This is a genomic window from Nocardia sp. NPDC004718 (assembly GCF_053601535.1).
Genome location: NZ_JBSGCA010000034.1, coordinates 59,313 through 78,613, shown reverse-complemented (window position 1 = coordinate 78,613; position 19,301 = coordinate 59,313). Strand labels below are relative to the sequence as shown.

Here is a 19,301-nt window from a genome sequence, read left to right as displayed (position 1 = left end):
GGTTCCTAGACAGCTCCACTTCACAGCCGGAGGCCTTCACCTGTCAGCCGGACTCACCACAGTGAGTAGGCCGGACAACCTCCCTGGACATCACAGCTAGCCCGCGCCGGGTTCCGTTGGCGTGACCCGGTGGTGCAGGGTCAGCAGGACATGATCGAAGCGGGTGCGCTGCTGAACCAGCGCACCGCCCATCGCGACGACGTCGGCGATGAGCTGCTCGGCCAGCGCGCGGATCTTGATGTTGGTCTCCTGCGAGCGCCAGCGCAGTACCCGGAACGCCTGATCGGCGTTGACGCCGTAGACGAACATCACGACGCCCTTGGCCTGTTCGATCACCGCGCGCGCGTCGATCACGTCCGGCAGCAGGTCGTCGAGGGCTTCCTGCCGGTTGTCTTCGAGCGTCTCGGTGACATCGATGAGGTAACCGGAGGAACCCACCACGGCGCCCTGCTCGTCGAACAGCTGGTCGCCGATGACGATCACGTCGTGCGTCTCGTTCTCGGTGTCGATGATCCGGTGACGGGTGCAGAACGGCGAGGCGGTCTCGATGGCGTCGGCGAGCGTGTGGGCGACGCGCTCGCGGTCGTCGGGGTGCAGGTGGCGTTGCAGAAGTTCGGTGGACGGCTCGGCTTCTCCCGGTGCGTACCCGTAGATCGTGGCGGCGTCGTCCGACCATTCCCACCGTTGGTCGGCGAACCAGAAGCGAAAGCTGCCGATATCGGGGCAACCACCGAGCATCTTGCGTGCAGTCTCCTGCTCGCACTGACCTATCTCCGTCACCGGTCCAGTATGGCGCGTAAACAAGTCCAGGTCAGGCGGGAGGGGCGGCGCTGCGTGACCGACCGGTGACCGGCTCGCGGCTGCGCATCGCCCGGCCGAAGGAAAAAGTGAAACGGGAACGGCCGCGAATCGGAGTCGTCTGCGGAGATCCATCCAAAAATCGATGTCCGAAATCGGTCATCTTATTGGTATTCCATGGTTGCCGAAGGCTAGCGTCGACAGTGTCGTCGCTGACGATCCAGGCGCGTGGGACCGATTCCTCCAGGTGCCACGCGGACCAGCGCGACGGGCCTCGATGACGCGAACCCTACCGAGCGGGTTCCGGACGACGGAGACAACACACCATGTCGAAGATCCTTTTCGTGATGACCGGAGTCGACCACTGGACGCTGGCCGACGGGACGAAGCACCCGACCGGCTTCTGGGCCGAGGAATTCGTGGTGCCCTTCGAAAAGCTGAAAGAGGCGGGCCACGAGATCGTCGTGGCCACACCCGGCGGCGTCGTACCGAGCATGGACAAAGGCAGCCTCGCGCCCGAGGCCAACGGCGGTCAGGAGACCGCAGACCATCGAGCGCGGGTGATCGGCACGAGTGCCGAGCTGAACAACCCCGTCGACCTGGCGAAGGTGGACCTCGCCGACTACGCGGCGGTGTTCTACCCCGGCGGGCACGGGCCGATGGAAGATCTCGCGGTCGACGCCGACTCCGGTCGGCTGCTCGCCACCATCCTGACCTCCGGCAAGCCGCTGGCGGTGGTGTGCCATGCTCCCGCGGCTCTGCTCGCCGCCAAGGGGGAAGATGGCGCGAACCCGTTCGCGGGCTATGCCTTGACCGGGTTCACCAATGCCGAAGAGACCCAAGCGGGCTTCGCGGACAAGGCCCGATGGTTGTTGCAAGACCGGCTCGTCGAGATCGGCGCCGACTTCCGGGAGGCCGATCCGTGGGCGCCGAATGTGGTGGTGGACCGCACGCTGATCACCGGCCAGAATCCGGCTTCCTCCGCAGGGGTGGCGGACGAACTGCTGAAAACTCTCGGTTGATCACGGGACCCGGTCTACCCGATCGCTGAAAGATGAGCGGCGGCCGCGTCGCCGTCCCGATCGGCGCAGTCTGCATGCCGGGTCGCCCGCGCGGGATCGCTCAGGGTCGGTGGTATGCCGGTGGTAGGCGGTACCCGCGGTCGGACAGCAGTGTGCGCAGTACGTCCGGGCGATTGGTGATGAGACCGTCCACCCCGACGTCGAGCAGAGCGGCCATGGTGGGCTGGTCATCGACCGTCCACGGCACCACCCGCATGCCGCGGCGATGTGCCGCGCGGACGAGTTCGGACGTGGTGAACGGCCGGTAGCCGGGGTCGGTGACGGTGCCGTCCTGCGGAGTGCCGTGCACCGGCGAGATCGCGGCCGCGCCGATGGCCGCCGCGGCCGCGACGTACTTCTCCTGCAACGATCCCGGAAAGTCGTCGATATCCATACCACCCAGCCACGGTGAGCCACCGGGCTCTCCGGCTTGCAATTTCGGCCCGCCGTCGGTCAACGCGACGGTCGGCAGCTCGGGGGCCACCTCCCGCAGGCGCGTCAAGGCGCCGAAGTCGAAACTCTGGACAGTGACCTGCCGCCCGATGCCCGCCCGGCGGATCTCCGCCACGACGACATCCACGAACTGCTCGCGCGGCGCGGTCTGTTCCGGGGCGGCGGCCTCGACCTTGGTCTCGATGTTCAGCATCACCTGATCGGCGCCATACGCGCGCACCAGATCGAATACCTCGGCCAGCAACGGCATTCGCGCTCCCGGCGCCCTGCGCTGCTCCGGGTGATCCGCGGACGGCACCGAACCGCAATCGATCGTCCGCACCTGAGCCAGTGTCAGGTCCCGGATGTAGGTGGTCCTCGGCACATAGGGGAACTTCGGGTCGCCCGCGACGGCCGGCGCCGTGTCCACGCACTTCGCCGGACTCGGATCGCGATCGTGGGTGACCACCGCGTATCCGTCCGCGGTGATCTGCACGTCCAGCTCCAGCGTGCTCACCCCGAGTTCCAACGCGTTCGCGAACGCGGGCAGCGTATTTTCCGCCACCAGCCCCGCCCCGCCTCGATGGGCTTGCAGATCGAACGCGGCCGGACCATCGGCCGCCACCGGCCCTGCCGCCGTCAGCACACCGCCCGTCACCAGCGCCGCCACCACACCCGCGCACATCCGCCGCATCGTTTCATCGTGCCGCCACCCGACCCCACCCGAGTGGAGAAGCGGTGAACGGGCGTGTTGACAAGGCAGGGGCGTCTTCTCTAATCTCTTCTTCAACGAAGAAACTGCTTCACAGACGATACATCTTAGGAGCAGTAAAAATGCTGTGGGAAGGGATTTCACCATGACGTCGGCTATCGCAGGGACCGAACCGGCTACCTCGCGCGGGCCGCGGCGACGCACCGTGGCGCGAGCCGTGGGGGTCGCCGCGCTGACGCTCGGCGTCGTCGGCGGAGGCGGGTACGTGTGGCTGGACCGGACCTCGGATGTCCGCAGTACCGGCGTCATGGAGTGCACGCGGGTCGCCGCCGACGGTGGCAGCGCCGACGATCTGCGGGCCGTGTGCGGGACCATCGCCACCATGACGGCGGCCTGGGGCCGCAACGACGCCGAAGCGTTCGGCGCGACCTTCACCGAAAATGCCACCTACACCACTTTTCTGGGCACCCACTACGTCGGCCGCCGCGATCTGACCGGGGCGCACCGGGCCCTGTTCTCGGGATTCCTGAAGGGCACCGAACTCGCCGACTCCTTTCTCGGAGTGCGCTTCTACGGTGCCGACGTGGCGATCGTCACCAGCCGAGGTGACCGCTACGAAGGCGATCGCCCGGCGGAGTTGTCCAAGACGCAGACCTACACGTTGGTGCGCGAAGCCGACAGCCAGTGGCGGATCGCCAGTTTCCACAACACCAAGCGGCAGCCGGTCATGGAGCGCATCTCGTTCCTGTTCGACCCGGCGACGAAGCCGGAGGCCGAACGGTGAGAGCGTTGGTGACCGGCGCCAGTGCCGGGATCGGACGCGCATTCGCTGAATCGCTGGCAGCACAGGGCTATTCGTTGACCATAGTGGCGCGCGGGGTCGAAGCGCTGGAGATGTTGCTCGCCGAACTCGGTGACGGACACGACCATCTCGCCGCCGACCTCGGCACCGAAGAGGGACTGCGGGCGGTCGCGGAACGGCTTCGCGGCGGTGGTTACACGCTGCTGGTCAACAATGCCGGGACCGCCGCGCACGGCGATTTCACCGAGGTGGCGCTCGAAGCGTCGATCGCCACGTTGGAGGTGAACTGCCGGGCCGTGGTCGTGCTGGCCCACGCCTTCCTCGGGGCGGCCGCCCCCGGCAGCGTCCTGGTGAACGTGTCCTCCACGCTCGGGCACACACCGAAGCCGGGCCTCGCCGTCTACAGCGCTACCAAGGCGTTCGTCACGGCCTTGTCCGAAACGCTGTGGCACGAGCAGCGCGTACGCGGCGTACGGGTGCTGGCTCTGTGCCCCGGCGTCACCGCCACCGCCTCGCAAACCGCCACCGACGTACCGCCCTGGCTGGTCCAGACACCCGAGCAGGTGGTGGACCGTGCGCGAAAAGCTCTGTCCGGCCGGTCCGGTGCCGTTGTACTCACCAGCCCGTTCAACCGGGCACTCATCGCCGTATTGCGGCTGTTCCCCCGCCGGGCCGCCCTGGCCCTGCTGGCCGACCGAAGGAGATCGAAATGACCACCAGCACCGACACCGCTGCCATCCGCGCCCTCATCGAGCGCAGCAGGCAAGCGTGGGATCGCGGCGACGGCGCCGCCTACGGCGCCTGCTTCACCGACGACGCCACGGATGTCACCTATGTCGGCACCGTCTACCACGGCGGTGCGGAGATCGGCCGGGCCCACCAAGCCCTGTTCGACAGCTTCCTGAAAGGCACGCGTCTGACCGTCGACATTGTCGAAATCCGCTGCTATGGACCGGATGCCGCCGTCGTCGTGACCCGCGCCGAATCCTCGAAGCGGCAGCCGGGCAAGCTCGGCAAGCTCGCGACCTACACCGTCGTCCGCGACACCGACGGACAGTGGCGCATCGCGGCCGTGCAGAAGACCCAGCGCAAGCCGCTGATGGAGGCCGTGTCCTTCTTGACCCAGCCCGCCACCCGTCCCGCGGCGCACTGATGGCCGCGATCGCGGTCATGGGCGCCACCGGCCGAACAGGGCGGATGGTGGTCGACCGGGCACTGGTACGAGGACATCGCGTCACCGCGATCGTCCGCCCGGCCACCACTGTGGCGCCCGGGCTCGGGTCGACCGTGGTGACGGCCGACCCGTGTGCCGCGGGAGCGTTGACCGGCTTGCTCGACGGGTACGACGCGGTGATCTCCGCGCTCGGCGCGACCGGGCGCGGCCCCACGACCGTCTACTCCGCTGCCACCGCCGAGATCATCGCCGCCATGCGTCCGGGAGGGCGGCTGCTGGTGATCTCCTCCGCGGCGCTGGACCTCCCGGCGGACGCGGGCCCGGGCGCCAGAGTCCTCGGCGCCGTCCTGCGGAGGGTCCTGCGGCACACTTACTCGGATATGGCGCGCATGGAACACCTACTCGCCCAGAGTGCTCTGCGCTGGACCTCCGTCCGCCCCACGGGATTGACCGATGCGCAGGCCGACAGCAGTCCGCGAGTCTCGGTGGGGGCGAAAGGTAAGGTCGGTCCCCGCACTTCGCGGGCCGACCTCGCCGACTATCTCCTCGACGCCATCGACGACCCGCACACCTACCGGTCCGTTGTCGCTGTCTCGTCGTGATCGCGACCAACGCGGCGAGCTGTTGGTCGAGGCTTTCCGGGCACGGCTGTTCCTCGACATGGCTGTGTCGTCGCGCAGACCGGCTTGTTCCGCCTCGTCACTTGCCCGCGCATGCCGGAGACGATGGGTGACACTGCCGCCAGATGGGGCGATCCGGCACGAAATGCCTGGTGACGGGGCCGCCAGGGAACGTGTATCGTCGCCTATCAGCGGCACAGCGGCAGTTTGCGCAGGCCTGAACAGCAGTTTCGATGGTCCATGAGATCGGAGTTTCGAGTTCTCTCAGGCCATGGATACGTGTGTCGCTCATTCGGTTCGGGCATAGGCAATTTGCGTGAATGTGCGAGAACGGGTGGGAAACCAGTTCGCCACCCCCGGTGATCGACCGGCGCCCGGTGGTAGGGAGAGTGGAGCGATGGCGGGAGGCGAGCTGCGTCACGGCGTCGAACTGTCCAATCTCGATCAGCCGTTGTTCGACGAGGCCGAGGCGAGCAAAAGGGATCTGGTGGACTATCTGGAGTTCGCCGCGGAACGGTTACTGGGAGTGCTGCGCGGACGGCCGCTGTCGGTGGTACGGGTGCGGCCGGGGCAGGAGCCGTTCATGCAGAAAAACCTCCCGAAGTACACGCCGGAGTGGGTGGCGCGGACGAAGGTCTGGGCGGAGAGTTCGCGGCGGGAGATCACCTACGCGCTTTGTGACGACCTGCGGACCCTGATCTGGTTCGGAAATCAGCGGGCGGTCGAATATCACCCGACCCTGTTCCTCGCGGAATCCGCACCGGAACCCACACATCTTGTGCTCGATCTCGACCCCGCACCGGGACAGACTTTCGCCGACGCCGTGGCAGGCGCCCGGCTGATCCGGGAAGCGCTGACTGCGGACGGGCTGTCCGGAGCAGTGAAGACGAGCGGTTCCAGAGGATTGCACGTGTTCGTGCCGGTGGTCCCGGGGACCGATGTCGAGGACGCGGCCGCGGCGACGCGGGCCGTGGCGGCGCGAGCCGAGCGGATCGATCCGTCGGTCGGCACGACAGCGTTCATCCGGGAAGACCGCCACGGCAAGGTCTTTCTCGACGCCACCCGTGCGGGTGGTGCCACCGTTGCCGCCGCCTACAGTCCGCGTATCCGTCCGGGTGTCACCGTGTCGTTCCCGCTGCGCTGGTCGGACCTCGACGAGGTGACGCCGTCCGATTTCACTGTGCGGACCGTGCCGGACCTGCTCGGTGACAACGATCCGTGGCAGGCGGAGATGCCTGCCCCGCAGCATCTTCCTCCGGATCTGATCGAGGAGGGACACACGATTCCAGTGGCCCGGGTTCAGGCGATGCACGAGGGCAAACGGCGCGCCCGGGCACGCCGCGCGTCGGACACGCCCCGGACCAGCTGATCAGGGCCAAGGACATCCGGCAACGCCGGGTAGTGCGCGATCATGGGAACTGCGCAGCGAAATCCGGGAGTTCCTGCGAACCCGCCGCGCGCGGCTGACCCCGCAGCAGGCTGGGCCGCCTGCCTACGGCGGCAACCGCCGCGTGGCCGGGTTGCGCCGCGAAGAGGTCGCCCTGCTCGCCGGGGTCTCGGTCGACTACTACGTGCGCATGGAACGCGGCAGCCTCGCAGGCGCCTCCGAATCCGTCCTCGACGCCCTGGCCGCCGGGCTGCAAGTCCCGCTGAACGCCACGCGAGGGTCAAATGGTGGCGACGATTTTGCCGACCTGATGCCCCTGTTCCAGGCGGTGGTGTGCGGCGACGATGTCATCGAGGGTGAACACGCTGTCGACGGTGGGGCGCAGCGCACCGGTGCGGATGCCCGCGGTCAGGAATGCCGCGATGCGGCGCACTGCCACCGGGTCGAGGGCGTGCTCGAAGCTCATGTACCGGATCATGGTGATCGGGCTCGCCGGGAACGGCGCGGGCCGGGGATCGAGCCAGCCCACCGTGACCAGGGTGCCGCTGAATGGCTTGGTCGCGTCGGCGAGATCGGCCAGGCCGGGACCCATGACGGAGTCCAGGACGATGTCGGCGCCTGCGCCGTTGGTGTGCCGGTGCGTGGCCTCGACGACATCGTCGTGGTCGGTGACGATGACAGCGGCGGCGCCGATGGCCAGCAAGATGTCCCGCTTCGCGGCGTGCCGGGTGACGGCTAGGGGAATGGCGCCGACCTGCTTGGCGATCTGGATGGCGGCGAGGCCTACAGAGCTGGAGGCGGCGGTGATCGGGACATGGTGGCCGGGTCGCATCGCGGCCTTCTCGACGAGCGCGCCGTAGGCGGTGGAGTAGGCCACCCATAGCGCTGCGGCGCTCGTGGCGTCCAGCCCGGCGGGTCGAGCGATGACCCGATCGGCGGGCAGGACGATATGTTCGGCATAGGTGCCGTTGATGTCCATGTCGGGCACGGCGGTGACGATGACCGCATCGCCGATCGTCCATCCCTCGACTCCAGGGCCGAGGGCATCGATCGTTCCGGTTGCTTCGACTCCGAGGCGGGCGTGTGGAATTCGGATCGGCCGCGGGGACATGCCCGCACGCACCATCTGGTCCAGTCGATTGATGCCGACGGCTTCGACCTTGATTCGCACCTCGTCGATGCCCGGATGGCCGACCGGTTCGTCGACGATACGCAGGACTTCGGGGGCGCCGGTCTCGTCGAAGACGACGACTCGTGACATGGGGGCTCCTGACTCAATTCCTTGTACAGTTGTTCTAAGAATCATTTCTAGTACAGTCGTTTTAGGAATGTCAATCCGCGAACGAGGGAGCGCACCGATGGCAGGGCGGCCGGTCGACCATCGACACCGGGAAGAGCTGCTCGAGGCGGTGGTCGACTACACGATCGAGCATGGGCTCTCCGAACTGTCGTGGCGGCCGGTCGCGGCAGGCCTCGGGGTCTCACCGACCACCCTGGTGCACCACTTCGGCACCAAAGAACAAATGCTTCAGGCCATCCTCGAGCGGTTGCGGCGGCGCATGTTCGCTGCCACCGGTGACGCGGCGGGCGCGCATCCCGACCTGGCGACGGCAGCCCGGGCGGTCTGGACCCGCAGCTCCGACCCGCGGCGGTGGGCGGAGTTCAAGCTGTTCTTCGCCGTCTACGGGCGCGCTCTGCAAGCTCCGCGCCAATTCGCCGACTTCCTCGACCATGTCGTCACCGACTGGAAGATCGCACTGTGCGAAGCACAGGCGTCCGACACCGACCCCGAGACCGCGGCTCGCGCAGCCACATTGGTGATCGCCACGATCCGCGGCCTGCTGCTCGACCTGCTCGCCACCGGCGACCGCGACCGGGTCCAGGACGCCGCCGAGAGCTTTCTGGCAACCCTCGAGCGCCGGACGCAACCATCGCGGTGACCCGCGCGGGCGACACCTCCGGAAATCTCGCTCGGCTGGACGTGGCGGCCGGTGATGCCGTGGGCGAAGAAGTTCCACACCTCCGGGTCGTACCGGCTGCGGATTTCAGGCTGCGGCGTTTCGCGAGTCGCCCAGTCGTTTCCGGACGGTGGCCGTGATCCGGCGTCGTCCGGAGCCGGACGTCGAAGCCGCGTAGGCGCTGACGAGTATCAGTGCGCAGCCGGCCAACTGGAGCATCGTGGGCTGCTCGCCGAGGACGACCGCCGCCAAGGTGAGGGCGCCGACCGGGGTCAGCATGAGCATGGCCGCGCTCACCGTGCTGCTCAGGTGGGCGGTGGCCAGGGCGATCAACAGCCAGCCGCCGATCTGGCCGCACACCGCCGTCAGGGCCAGCCAACCCAGAGCGGACCAGCCCGGCGTGAATGTGACCCCTGGCCACAGCGCTCCGACGACGGCCGCGGACAGGAGCACCACCCGGTAGGACCGGACCACCTGCCCGTTGTGCCCGCCGCGGCGCAGCAGGAACAGGAACGCCGAGTAGCACAGCGCGGCGAGGACGGCGTGGACCGTGCCCGCCACGGGGTCGCTGCCGGAGGCTCCGGTCTCGAAGACGCCGCCGGTGAGCAGGATGCCCGCCACCAGGAACGGCGAGACGACGAGAAACGCGCCCCGGATCGGCTCGCGGTCGATGAGCAGCGCCAGCAGCGGAACGATGACGACCTGCGCGTTCACCAGCACCGCGGTCAACCCGGCGCCGACCTCGTAGATCGCTCGCGTCCACAGCAGCGCGTCCGCGGCGAACAGCACACCGGCCGTGCCGGCGACCGCGGCCTGTCGCCAGGACAGCGCACCTTCCCGGCCGCGTTCACCATCGGCCAGCGGCCACAGCAACGGCAACGCGAGCGCACAACGGAAGAACGTGGCGGTGGCCGGTGCGGCGCCGGACAGATCGATGAAGATCCCCGAGGTCGCGACGCCCAGCGCGCCCACGGCCATCGCCGACCGGGGCCGTGCCCGAGCTCCGCGTGACACCGCTCCCGGAAATCGCTGCCGCTGCGATCCATTGGGCATCGGCCGACGCTACAACCGAAGGATCGGCGCGGGCATCCGATTATCCGCGCGATGGCGAGGTGCGCAGGACCGAGCAGTGCTTCGAACACGCGTGGCGTCGTGCTGAGATTCGGTGTGAATCCTTTTCCCGCGGTCGGTCCTCTCATAGTCGTGCCGGCAACCGGGTCGGCACGGTAACGAGGAGGTCGTTGTGATCATTGCCGCTATCGCTGTCGCCGCCGTGCTGGTCGGCTGGTGCAGCGTGACGCTGCTTCGCCGCCGGAGCCGCTCCCGTGACTGACCGGGTCTGGCCCGACGAGCAATTGGTCGTCGCGGCGCGCGAAGGCGACGCCGCGGCGATCACCACACTGGTATCTGGCTCCTATCCGCACGTTCGCCGGTTCGCCCACACACTGTGCGCCTCCGCCGAAGACGCGGAGGACGCCGCACAGGAGGCGCTGATCATCCTCTACCGCAAGATTGGGACCCTGCGGGCCTCCGGCGCGTTGGCGTCGTGGATGTTCCGCATCGTCCGCAACGAGTGCCTGCGGCAGTGGCGAACGAAAACCGGGCAGCCCGACACGATTCCGGACGCCGCCGTGGCGTCGGCCGAGGAGGAGGCGGTGCGGCGGCTCGAAGCAGGCCGGGTGGCGGCCGTGATCGCGGCGCTGCCCGCCGACCAGCGGCGGGTACTGATCATGCGAGATGTGCAGGGATACAGCGGCCGCACGGTCGCGGGCATGCTTGGGCTCAGCGTCGCGGCGATGAAGTCACGGCTGCACCGCGCCCGCGCGACGGTCCAGCACGAGCTGCGGAATACGCCGTGGCCGCACTCCGGAGCGGAGCGAACGAAATGACCGACGAGCGAAGCTTCGCCAGCGCCTCGGTGCCCCGGCACCTGGCCCGCGGTGTCGCGGGCTTCGGCGCGCTGATCGGCGCGATCGCATTGCTGCCGGTATTCGGGGCGTTCAGCTTGCTGCTCGCGCCGGTGGGCCTGCTCGCGCTACGCGGGTGCCCGACCTGCTGGGCGATCGGATTGGTGCAGACGATCTCCCGAGGCCGGTTGCAGCGTTCGTGCGCCGACGGTCGGTGTCGATTGACCGCTGCCGGGAACGGTCGGACAGAGCACACGACAGTCGAGCGAGCGCCCGACCCGGCGGTATCGCTGTTCGCCGATCACGGTGTCGCGGTTCGGTCACCGCGGGCCTACTCACCCCGGGACTGACGAGGCCGTCGTCCATCGAGGCCGAGCGCATGATCGCGGGGTGCACTCGGCTCGGTGCGGTCCGGGTGGCCGTGCGCCCGCTGAGCTGACCGCCGCCGCGCCGACCGGCGCGGAATCGCCGCTGGCACAGTCGTCCTGGTCCGGCCGGTGGCTCGACACCAACCTGCCGCCGGAATCTCACCCGGTCCCGGTGGCAGCAGGAGGCGGTGGTGTCCTACGCGGCCGACGATCTCAACGAGTGGGATCGGTGATGCGGCGCAGGGCTTCGGCGAGGTCGCTTCCGGTCGGCGCGCTCTCGGGGTCGATGAGGTATTGCGCCGCGACGCCGGTGAGCATGGCTTGGTAAAGGGTGCCGAGGCTGCGCGCCGCTGCGGTGTCGGTTTCGTCGACGCCGTCGAAGAGCTGGGCCAAGCCGGAACGGGCCTCGTCGAGGTTCTCGGCGAGCCGGGCGCGGGCCTCGGGGTGGGCCAGCGCGTCGAAGGTGGCCGACCACACCCCGCGATGGGCGGCGAGCGTGGCCAGCACCGCGTCCCAGCGGTCGGCGAAGCGCTGCCACGGGTCGGTCTCGTCGGGCAACCGGGTGAGCGCGTGTTCGAGATCGGCGCCCCATTCGCGGGTCGCCTCGGCCAGCGCTTCGGTGAGCAGGGCCTCTTTGGTGCCGAAGTGGTAGCCGATGGCCGCCATGCTCACCCCGGCGGCGGTGGCGATGTCGCGCACCGTGGTACGCGCATAGCCCTTGTCGAACAGGCAGCGGCGTGCGCCCGCCAGCAGATCCTCACGGTTTCCCATACGGATCATGGTAGCGCAATCGCCTTAGACATTTGTCTTGCGCATATGCGCAACAGGGTTGTACGGTTCCTGGCATGCGGCAGATGAGCAACCGAAACGTCCTGATCTCCGGCGCCAGCATCGCCGGTCCCGCCCTGGCCTTCTGGCTGAAGCGCTACGGGTTCACCCCGACGATCGTGGAGAAATCGCCGACGCTGCGCGAGGGCGGGCAGGCCATCGACGTGCTGGGCACCGCCACCGAGGTGGTGCGGCGCATGGGCCTGCTCGACCGGGTGCACGAGATGAGCACGGGCAAGCGCGGCACCTCCTACGTCGACGCCACCGGCAAGACGCGTGCCAGCATCAGCAGCGAGACGTTCAACGGTGTCGGTGCCAACGGGGACACCGAGATCCAGCGCGGCGATCTGGCGGCAGTGTTGTACGAAGCCACGCGCGACGACGTCGAATACCTCTTCGGTGACTCTATCACCGACTTGGTGCAGGACGAGGACGGCGTGCGGGTGAGCTTCGAGCACGCCCAACCGCGCACCTTCGACCTGGTCATCGGCGCCGACGGCGTTCATTCCCACACGCGCACATCGGTTTTCGGGCCGGAGTCGCAGTTCGCGCGGCATATGGGCTACTACATCTGCATCTACACGATCCCGAACTTCCTCGATCTCGATCACTGGGAGCTGGACTACAACACTCCCGGCAAGATCGCCGGTGCCTACAGCGCCAGGGAGAACACGCAAGCCAAAGCGATTTTCGCGTGGGCATCCGACCCGATCGACTACGACTACCGCGACATCGAGTCGCAGAAGAAGATCGTCGCCGACACCTTCGCCGGCCTCGGCTGGCAGGTACCGCAGCTGCTCGCCCACCTCGATACCGCGCCGGATTTCTACTTCGACGCGATGGCGCAGATCCGCATGGACAGCTGGCACAAGGGCCGCGTCGCCCTCGTCGGTGACGCCGGCTACTGCGCGTCGCCGCTGTCCGGGCAGGGCGCGGACCTGTCCCTGGTCGGCGCCTACACCCTCGCGGGCGAGTTGGCCGCCGCCGGAGGCGATCACAGCATCGCGTTCGCTCGCTATGAACAACGGATGCGGCCCATGGTCGACGCCTGCCAGAAGTTCGCCGAGGGCGTGGGCGGGTGGTACGCACCCGCGAGCAAGGCGATGATTCGCTTCCGCGATCTCAACGTGCGCCTGCTGCCGTACCTGCCGTGGCGGGGCCTGATCGGCGGCGCCCCGCAGAAAGTCGCCCGCACCATCTCGGCCGGAGATTACGCGGACCTCGAGCGAGCCTCAGGGCGTTAATTCGGGTGACTCCTACCGTGACATGGTCGATACTCGACCGTTCATGGGTAGATGTCCGGAGGTGGGGAAGTGAAGTTGGCGGAGGCGTTGGCGTTGCGCGCGGATTCGGCGCGCCGGATCGAACAGTTGCGTGCTCGGATCGTGAGTAACGCTCGCTATCAGGAGGGGGAGGAGCCCGCCGAGGACGCGGCGGATCTGCTGGCGGAGGCCGGACAGGTGCTCGGTGAATACGAGACGCTGATCCGGCGCATCAATCGGACCAACGCCGCCGCGCGGATCGGAGACGACGGCACCTTGACCGACGCGCTGGCCCGCCGGGATGCGTTGCGGCTGCGGCACTCTCTCGTCACGGCTGCGGCGGACGCCGCCGCGGGCAAGGGGCAGCCCGGGTACGCGCGCCAGCTGCGATCCGAGTTGAAGATGTTCTCGGCGTTGCCGGTTGCGGAACTTCGCGGACAGGCCGATGACCTCGCCAAGGAACTGCGCGAACTCGACGTGCGCATCCAGCGCTCCAACTGGGAGGTCGACCTGCTGGATTGATGCGAGAGGTGGAGCGGGTAGCCGTCACGGAGGCGTGCACGAACCGACGGGCCGACGGGATATTCGGCCCACTTTCTCGGCGCACGATGGGCAGTGCGAGGGGTTCGATTCCCCGTCTCACACCGCAGCCCAGCACCGCGCACACGAGACAGTGCACAGCACACAGCACACCACCATGTGCAGATCCGTGACGACGAGGGCGGGTCAGGGGCACTCCACCTCTCGCGTCGATCCAGAGTCCGCCGCACGGCAGGGGCGGCAGGCCGGGGCGTACGTCGTCGTCGAGGGTCCACTACGACACGGGACGATTGGAGGACGTGCGACGCCGACGCCGCCCAAGCCGCCACCGCAGCCGGTGATGGAATCGCAGTTGCGCATGCGTTGGGTAACGCCAGCTCGCTACTTATCGAGCTGAACGGCGGCACACCCGCGGGAACGCGGCAAGCGGTGCAGAACGCCCAGACTGCTTCGCGGGCAGCGATGAGTCATGGTGGCCCGAAATGCGCTCGCTTATGGCGATTCGTGAAGCCGACGCCTTGGGAACGCAAGATCCGGTCGGCAACGAAACGGCTGTCAGGCAACTCGGTCAGAACTCTTCTATTTCTCCTCGCGTGGATCACTCCAAAGGGCGGCGCTCCTCAACCGTTCATTCCCTCTGGTATTGATGTCGCTTATTGTTGCCATAAGTATCGGTTCACTGGCGACTCGCCAGGCTGGGAGCATATTGGGAGATGTGCTATACCGGTCCAGCGTCCAGTAGGTTTGTGGGCCGCCCGTCCGGGAGGAGTTGGGCAGCGTCGGCTCGATCCGCCTGTATCAATGCAAAGCAGCTGGCGCGCTGGACCTTGGTTAGGGAAACGAACATTCCATTGCTCGCATGCTCGGCCAAGCTTCACGCGGCCCAGGCCGCCGCACGGTGTCTGCTGCGGAGACGGAGGGCATGCATGCGCGAGAGGTGTGGGTTCGCGCCGTTGCACTCGCCGGTTGCCCTCTTTTTCGACCATTTGCCCCCGGGTATGCTCAAATCGCCGCTCCGCGGTATCTCGGACGTCCGGTCGCAGTGCAGCCGACCGCCATTGTGAACTCTCACTATCGCTTGCCGACCGCGCTTGCCGAATATCACGTTACTCGGAGTAAACCGTTCTCTGCGTTCTTGCGCTAGTTACGCTGGTGCAATAGCGCAGTTAACGGGGGTGGAAGGAAGCTCGACGATGTCTCTCACCTTCGCTGGACGGCAAGGTCTCACTGTATCCGGTCGGCCCATGTCGCTGCCGCTGAAAGACGTGCGCGCCTTGTCACGGCAGATGGTCGGGCATTTCGTGGAAACCGTCGCCCCCTGCGGCACCTTGCCCGGTGACGCGATCCATGGCGACATCACCATCATCACCCGCGTGTGCCTGGAGCTGGCGGTCAGCATGCTGGACGGCAGCAATATTTCGGAGAAGACCGGGCAACTCGAGGAGGCCGCAGCACAATGGGCTCGCGAAGGCGTGCCCATCGGTACCATTCACCACGCTATCCATGAGGGCTTCAAGATCGGCTTCGACCTGGTGGTGTCCGCAGCTTTGGCCGAGCAGCGTGCCTCCGGCCCAGCGGACACCGAGCCGATGCTCACAGTCAGCACGGACGACTATCAAAGCATCCTCGACGGCGCCAAACTCGTCGTAGAAATGCTCGACACCATGACCACGGCGGTCTCGGCGGCCTATGTGCGTGAACTGCGCGCGGTCGTGTCGGAGCACCACACCGCGGTGCACACGCTCACCTCGGCGCTGCTCGGGGGGCACCCCACCTCCACCATGGCACGCGAGTGTGGCATCGACATCTCCGACGGATATCGCGTCATAGCCCTCGCCATTCCTTCTCACCCGGACGAGTCCAACCCATTGCTGGATGCGAAAGTCGTTGCCCGCCGCAAACTCCGGCGTGTGCAGGCGGAATTGGCCACCCGCTGCGACGACAGCGTCCTTTCGCTGCTTTCGGTCGACGGCGGCACTCTGCTCATCCCCGCTGATCACATCACCAAGGACGACCTGAAGGAACTGATCGGGCATCTGTCGCGGGCGGCCCGCGTGCACATCACCGCGACCGCGGTCACCGCCTCTACCGACACCGTGCCCACCGCCGCGGATCAAGCCCACGAACTGCTCGACATGGTCACCCGGCTCGGGTCGGTGCCCGGCCTGTATCACTTCGACGAGCTGGCTCTGGAATACCAGCTCACCCGCCCCGGCCCCGCCCGGGAACAGCTCGGGTCGCTGCTCGATCCACTGGATGAATATCCGGAACTGCTGGAGACTCTGCAGGTCCATATAGCGCACAACCTGAACCGCCAGCGCACTGCGCGGCTACTGCACGTGCACACCAACACCGTGGACTACCGGCTCAAGCGGATCGGTCAGCTCACAGGTTTCGATCCCGCCCAGCCGAGCGGGCTGTGGCGCCTGCGTTCGGCGTTGGTTGCCCGCACCTACCGCAGCTGATCCGAGTGCGGTCGGGCGGGCGCCGAATTACTCCTCACGCGGCGAGCGTCAGTAGGTGCGATATAGGTGTCATGTTCGGGTTTCTCATCCATGCCCGGACGTGACCCGGCCGATGGTATTCGTGAAACCGAAATCAGTAAGAGGTCGACATTGATAAAGATCGAAATGCAGTGGAACAGAGTCTACGAGTTGGAAATGAAACATGAATGATATGCGAAGAACCGAGGTCGAAGGGTTACGCGTGACATGGCGGATGTTCCAAGACCACTTGATCTCCATTGTCGCCGTCCACGAGGCATCCGGCGCCACGCCGATCGTATCCTTCGGCCCCGAGAACTTTCCGGATCTCGCACAAGCGCGAGAACTCCTTCCGGAAATGACCAAGTTATGGGACGCGGTACGCCATGACTTCTGGACGAAACTCATTCCGCCGCAACCGCGGTGTCGGCAGCGGCGATGGAAATGATCTCGAGAAACTGTATCTGATCTGCGACAACTACTCGGTCCGCAAGCGTGCTGAGGGCCGGGCGTGGTGTTCGGACAACGAGGTCGAGTCGGTGTTCGTGCCGACCATCGCAGCCATGCCGAGCAGGACGCGCCGATCGGTGACTACGTCCGGTGGCGCAACCAGCTGTCGCGGGCGGGTCGAATACCGACACCGCGACGATGGCCGGGGTGGGTTGATCGGTCAGGAACCACTCCCACAATTCGAGTTCGCCGTTGGAGGGGAAGCGGGGGCGGCGGTCCGAGTGGGTCGAACCGGGTTCCAGTCTCGAGTACTGCTCGGACATGCTCGGGAACGGGCGGTGCTGGCCACCCTGGATTACGCGACGACCGCGGAGGGTCTCTCCTTCCAGACCGCGGACTTCTACGCGGTGATCAGCGAACTCACCGCGGGCCGGGGCTGACGCCGCGTCGCCGGTCGCGGGCAGCGCCGCCGGAACAGTAGCCGTGCAATAGCCCGTCGGACGCGCGAAGATTGCGCGGAACAACGTGCAGCGCAGGATGTCTCGCGGCAACCGGCGGTCCTGCAAAGGGTGCTTGGCTAAGTGAACATTCGCGGGGCACACTCTAGGTAACGACGTCCGGCGCCGCCGGTCGAATGCGGGGGCGAGGTCCGAGAAAGATGAGGATTCGGCCGAGGCAGCAGTTGCTCGAGCTGTGGCGAGCGGTGCTGGCCTACTCCTATCGGAACGGAACGTGGACGTGGGGCGGGCGCGACGGCGCCAACTCGATCAGCGACGCCGAACAACTGCTCTGCCTGCTGTATCCGGCTACCGAGATCGCGGCGTTCGCGCTGGACCAGCCGAACGACATGAGTCCCGACGTCCGGTCCGCGCTCGCCCCGTTCGGCGAGGAGACCCGCATCGGCAGCGTCCTGGTCGACTTGGTGGAGGACTATCTGCGCCGCTACACCGGACCCGACGGAGAACCGATCTTCGCCAGCGGCTCCTACTTGCGCTCGGGCGACGACACTCCGCTCACCCCGGGTCAACAGGCGGTGGAGGTCGTCGACTCGTACTCGATGTCGTTGAGTCTGTGCATCGCGGCGCTGCGGTTCCTGCGCGGATTCATGCGCTTCGTCAGCGGCGAGGTCCGGCTGGAGGCTCGCCAGCTGCGCGAGCGGATCCCCATGGTGATCGAACAGGTCAGCGCGCGGCTCACCGCGGCGATGGCGGGCCTGGTCCGCAGTTTCGTCATCCACACACCGGAGCCGAAGACCGAATACGGCCAGTCGATCGTCTACATGCTCAATCAGTCCCGCACGCCGTCCGACGAGGTCATCGAACGGCTGTCGACACAGCTGGAACGCCTGCGGGTGCAGGCGGCCAACGAGGTCAGGCTCAGCCAGACCACCGAGATCGATATCGCCGACGACGGGCGGCTGTTCGAATGCGGATGGAGCTGGGGCATCGTGCGCAGCGCCGAACCCATCGACCTCGTGCCCGGCCGGGTCAGCAGCACGCCCGGGCACGCCGAATCCCGTCCGTACCTGTACTTCACGGCCGTTGCCCTGGACGGCATCAGCGACCTGTCGTCGCAGCGCATCCGGGAACTCGATCTGCTGACCGACGAGCAGCGCACGCTCGCCGACGCGCTGCAGTTGCGCTTCGAGCTGACCCGCAACTACTGGTCGAGGGTCGCTCGCTTCGACAGTGGCCGCTGGCCGCTGGAGGACATCCCGTGGCGTACCTCCGACGGCGAGGAATCGGAGTACTTCAGTCTCGTGGTCGCCGCCGTGCTCATCCAGGACCTGGTCTACCGGGAGAGCACCGAGGATCTGGCGCGCACGGTGTCGGTGCTCGACCAGCTGGCCCGCCGGGGGCGCATCACCAGCCGGTTCACGGTCGATGATCCGGCCGCGCCGCTGCACTTCCCGGGTGTGCGACTGAACCTGGCCGGCAGCGAGGACGTCGCCGACGGATCCCGATTGATCTGGTATGTGCCGGATTTCGCGACCTTGCTGCTCAAACGCTGCCTCGATGCCGCGCGCCTGCGCACCGACGTGGACACCCGAGACCGGTTGATGGAACTCGCCGAGGCGGCGATGGATCACCTCGACCGGCGGGTGCTGCGGAACGGCTCGGTGGTCGGTCTGTGGGACGACATCGGCAGGCTGGTCGGCGCGGGCGAGGTACGGACGGAAGGGCCGTCCTGGTTCGTCACGGAGCGAATGATGGAGTGCCTGGTCATCGCGTACAGCACCTTCGAGCAACCGCCGCTGGCTCCGCAGGCGATGGTCGCCCGCGCGGTGGACCTGCTCAGCGAGGCCGAGCATCTGCTCAATCAGGAGGAACTGGAGGTCGAGGGCCAGGATCGCTCGCCGAAACAGGCGTCGATCAACCGGATCCGGCAGTCGCTCGACCGGGCCCGCCGCGTGCTGCGCGAACGACCCGGCACCGCCTACAGCCTGGCCACCCAGGCGTTGGTCCAGCTCGACGAACTGGCCTACGCCCGCCGGGACGCGACACGGTAGGGGTGGCATC

At 67.2% G+C, this 19,301-nt stretch carries 19 protein-coding genes and 1 pseudogene; 15 read left to right on the top strand and 5 right to left on the bottom strand.

Going from position 1 to position 19,301, the window contains the following annotated elements:
- Positions 1–96: 96 nt before the first annotated feature.
- The gene (locus ACWEH3_RS24425) at positions 97–780 is read right to left on the bottom strand and encodes a PAS and ANTAR domain-containing protein (RefSeq protein ID WP_450019497.1); all 684 of its coding nucleotides are present in this window, start codon (positions 778–780) and stop codon (positions 97–99) included.
- Between the two features lie 344 nt (positions 781–1,124).
- Here ACWEH3_RS24425 and ACWEH3_RS24420 point away from each other — a divergent pair, with 344 nt between their 5' ends.
- Positions 1,125–1,820 carry a type 1 glutamine amidotransferase domain-containing protein gene (locus ACWEH3_RS24420; RefSeq protein ID WP_450019499.1) on the top strand — a complete coding sequence of 232 codons (696 nt, stop codon included), beginning with the start codon at positions 1,125–1,127 and terminating at the stop codon, positions 1,818–1,820.
- A 100-nt stretch (positions 1,821–1,920) separates the two neighbouring features.
- Here the strand turns inward: ACWEH3_RS24420 and ACWEH3_RS24415 are convergent, their stop codons facing one another.
- Entirely contained in the window at positions 1,921–2,985 is a 1,065-nt protein-coding gene (locus ACWEH3_RS24415; RefSeq protein WP_450019501.1) for a glycerophosphodiester phosphodiesterase family protein, read from the bottom strand.
- 163 nt (positions 2,986–3,148) lie between these two features.
- Here ACWEH3_RS24415 and ACWEH3_RS24410 point away from each other — a divergent pair, with 163 nt between their 5' ends.
- The 6 genes and pseudogenes from ACWEH3_RS24410 to ACWEH3_RS24385 all read left to right on the top strand — a co-directional run.
- Positions 3,149–3,787 carry an SgcJ/EcaC family oxidoreductase gene (locus ACWEH3_RS24410; protein ID WP_450019503.1) on the top strand — a complete coding sequence of 213 codons (639 nt, stop codon included), beginning with the start codon at positions 3,149–3,151 and terminating at the stop codon, positions 3,785–3,787.
- Positions 3,784–4,518 carry an SDR family NAD(P)-dependent oxidoreductase gene (locus tag ACWEH3_RS24405; RefSeq protein ID WP_450019505.1) on the top strand — a complete coding sequence of 245 codons (735 nt, stop codon included), beginning with the start codon at positions 3,784–3,786 and terminating at the stop codon, positions 4,516–4,518. Before ACWEH3_RS24410 ends, ACWEH3_RS24405 begins: the two co-directional genes overlap by 4 nt.
- Positions 4,515–4,958 carry an SgcJ/EcaC family oxidoreductase gene (locus ACWEH3_RS24400; protein WP_450019507.1) on the top strand — a complete coding sequence of 148 codons (444 nt, stop codon included), beginning with the start codon at positions 4,515–4,517 and terminating at the stop codon, positions 4,956–4,958. Before ACWEH3_RS24405 ends, ACWEH3_RS24400 begins: the two co-directional genes overlap by 4 nt.
- Entirely contained in the window at positions 4,958–5,581 is a 624-nt protein-coding gene (locus ACWEH3_RS24395) for an NAD(P)-dependent oxidoreductase (RefSeq protein WP_450019509.1), read from the top strand. The genes ACWEH3_RS24400 and ACWEH3_RS24395 overlap by 1 nt, the downstream gene beginning before the upstream one ends.
- A gap of 415 nt (positions 5,582–5,996) precedes the next feature.
- Positions 5,997–6,968 carry a DNA polymerase domain-containing protein gene (locus ACWEH3_RS24390; RefSeq protein WP_450019511.1) on the top strand — a complete coding sequence of 324 codons (972 nt, stop codon included), beginning with the start codon at positions 5,997–5,999 and terminating at the stop codon, positions 6,966–6,968.
- Positions 6,969–7,017: 49 nt separating this feature from the next.
- Positions 7,018–7,245: pseudogene (locus ACWEH3_RS24385) on the top strand (helix-turn-helix domain-containing protein); the annotation flags it as partial.
- Between the two features lie 21 nt (positions 7,246–7,266).
- On the opposite strand, the gene ACWEH3_RS24380 reads toward ACWEH3_RS24385, so the two are convergent.
- On the bottom strand, positions 7,267–8,247 hold the full coding sequence (locus ACWEH3_RS24380; RefSeq protein WP_450019513.1) for a zinc-dependent alcohol dehydrogenase family protein: 981 nt from the start codon (positions 8,245–8,247) through the stop codon (positions 7,267–7,269).
- A gap of 97 nt (positions 8,248–8,344) precedes the next feature.
- Between ACWEH3_RS24380 and ACWEH3_RS24375 the strand changes: the two genes are divergently transcribed.
- Entirely contained in the window at positions 8,345–8,926 is a 582-nt protein-coding gene (locus ACWEH3_RS24375) for a TetR family transcriptional regulator (protein ID WP_450019515.1), read from the top strand.
- Between the two features lie 105 nt (positions 8,927–9,031).
- On the opposite strand, the gene ACWEH3_RS24370 is transcribed toward ACWEH3_RS24375, so the two are convergent.
- Positions 9,032–9,997: a DMT family transporter gene (locus ACWEH3_RS24370; protein ID WP_450019517.1), complete on the bottom strand. Its 966-nt coding sequence runs from the start codon at positions 9,995–9,997 to the stop codon at positions 9,032–9,034.
- Positions 9,998–10,269: 272 nt separating this feature from the next.
- Between ACWEH3_RS24370 and ACWEH3_RS24365 the strand changes: the two genes are divergently transcribed.
- Both ACWEH3_RS24365 and ACWEH3_RS24360 read left to right on the top strand, forming a co-directional pair.
- Positions 10,270–10,833, top strand: a complete 564-nt coding sequence (locus tag ACWEH3_RS24365) for an RNA polymerase sigma factor (protein WP_450019519.1) — start codon at positions 10,270–10,272, stop codon at positions 10,831–10,833.
- A complete protein-coding gene (locus tag ACWEH3_RS24360) occupies positions 10,830–11,201 on the top strand; it encodes a hypothetical protein (protein WP_450019521.1) in 372 nt (123 codons plus the stop codon). The genes ACWEH3_RS24365 and ACWEH3_RS24360 overlap by 4 nt, the downstream gene beginning before the upstream one ends.
- A 231-nt stretch (positions 11,202–11,432) precedes the next feature.
- On the opposite strand, the gene ACWEH3_RS24355 is transcribed toward ACWEH3_RS24360, so the two are convergent.
- Positions 11,433–11,990, bottom strand: coding sequence for a TetR/AcrR family transcriptional regulator (locus ACWEH3_RS24355; protein ID WP_450019523.1), 558 nt, complete (start codon positions 11,988–11,990; stop codon positions 11,433–11,435).
- 74 nt (positions 11,991–12,064) lie between these two features.
- Between ACWEH3_RS24355 and ACWEH3_RS24350 the strand changes: the two genes are divergently transcribed.
- The 5 genes from ACWEH3_RS24350 (at position 12,065) to ACWEH3_RS24330 (ending at position 19,291) form a co-directional block, all read left to right on the top strand.
- On the top strand, positions 12,065–13,291 hold the full coding sequence (locus tag ACWEH3_RS24350) for an FAD-dependent monooxygenase (protein ID WP_450019525.1): 1,227 nt from the start codon (positions 12,065–12,067) through the stop codon (positions 13,289–13,291).
- 69 nt (positions 13,292–13,360) lie between these two features.
- The gene (locus ACWEH3_RS24345; protein ID WP_450019527.1) at positions 13,361–13,831 is read left to right on the top strand and encodes a DIP1984 family protein; all 471 of its coding nucleotides are present in this window, start codon (positions 13,361–13,363) and stop codon (positions 13,829–13,831) included.
- 1,262 nt (positions 13,832–15,093) lie between these two features.
- Complete coding sequence (locus ACWEH3_RS24340) at positions 15,094–16,314, top strand: PucR family transcriptional regulator (RefSeq protein WP_450019529.1); 1,221 nt, start codon at positions 15,094–15,096, stop codon at positions 16,312–16,314.
- A gap of 749 nt (positions 16,315–17,063) precedes the next feature.
- A complete protein-coding gene (locus ACWEH3_RS24335; RefSeq protein ID WP_450019531.1) occupies positions 17,064–17,222 on the top strand; it encodes a hypothetical protein in 159 nt (52 codons plus the stop codon).
- Between the two features lie 218 nt (positions 17,223–17,440).
- On the top strand, positions 17,441–19,291 hold the full coding sequence (locus ACWEH3_RS24330) for an SCO2524 family protein (protein ID WP_450019533.1): 1,851 nt from the start codon (positions 17,441–17,443) through the stop codon (positions 19,289–19,291).
- Positions 19,292–19,301 lie beyond the last annotated feature (10 nt).

Bases quoted from the DNA above. Each gene is read 5' to 3' on its own strand.
- ACWEH3_RS24415 (WP_450019501.1), bottom strand. From the start codon at position 2,985: ATGCGGCGGATGTGCGCGGGTGTGGTGGCGGCGCTGGTGACGGGCGGT.
- ACWEH3_RS24350 (WP_450019525.1), top strand. From the start codon at position 12,065: ATGCGGCAGATGAGCAACCGAAACGTCCTGATCTCCGGCGCCAGCATC.
- ACWEH3_RS24395 (WP_450019509.1), top strand. From the start codon at position 4,958: ATGGCCGCGATCGCGGTCATGGGCGCCACCGGCCGAACAGGGCGGATG.
- ACWEH3_RS24410 (WP_450019503.1), top strand. From the start codon at position 3,149: ATGACGTCGGCTATCGCAGGGACCGAACCGGCTACCTCGCGCGGGCCG.
- ACWEH3_RS24360 (WP_450019521.1), top strand. From the start codon at position 10,830: ATGACCGACGAGCGAAGCTTCGCCAGCGCCTCGGTGCCCCGGCACCTG.
- ACWEH3_RS24375 (WP_450019515.1), top strand. From the start codon at position 8,345: ATGGCAGGGCGGCCGGTCGACCATCGACACCGGGAAGAGCTGCTCGAG.
- ACWEH3_RS24420 (WP_450019499.1), top strand. From the start codon at position 1,125: ATGTCGAAGATCCTTTTCGTGATGACCGGAGTCGACCACTGGACGCTG.
- ACWEH3_RS24340 (WP_450019529.1), top strand. From the start codon at position 15,094: ATGTCGCTGCCGCTGAAAGACGTGCGCGCCTTGTCACGGCAGATGGTC.
- ACWEH3_RS24380 (WP_450019513.1), bottom strand. From the start codon at position 8,247: ATGTCACGAGTCGTCGTCTTCGACGAGACCGGCGCCCCCGAAGTCCTG.
- ACWEH3_RS24390 (WP_450019511.1), top strand. From the start codon at position 5,997: ATGGCGGGAGGCGAGCTGCGTCACGGCGTCGAACTGTCCAATCTCGAT.
- ACWEH3_RS24355 (WP_450019523.1), bottom strand. From the start codon at position 11,990: ATGGGAAACCGTGAGGATCTGCTGGCGGGCGCACGCCGCTGCCTGTTC.
- ACWEH3_RS24400 (WP_450019507.1), top strand. From the start codon at position 4,515: ATGACCACCAGCACCGACACCGCTGCCATCCGCGCCCTCATCGAGCGC.
- ACWEH3_RS24330 (WP_450019533.1), top strand. From the start codon at position 17,441: ATGAGGATTCGGCCGAGGCAGCAGTTGCTCGAGCTGTGGCGAGCGGTG.
- ACWEH3_RS24370 (WP_450019517.1), bottom strand. From the start codon at position 9,997: ATGCCCAATGGATCGCAGCGGCAGCGATTTCCGGGAGCGGTGTCACGC.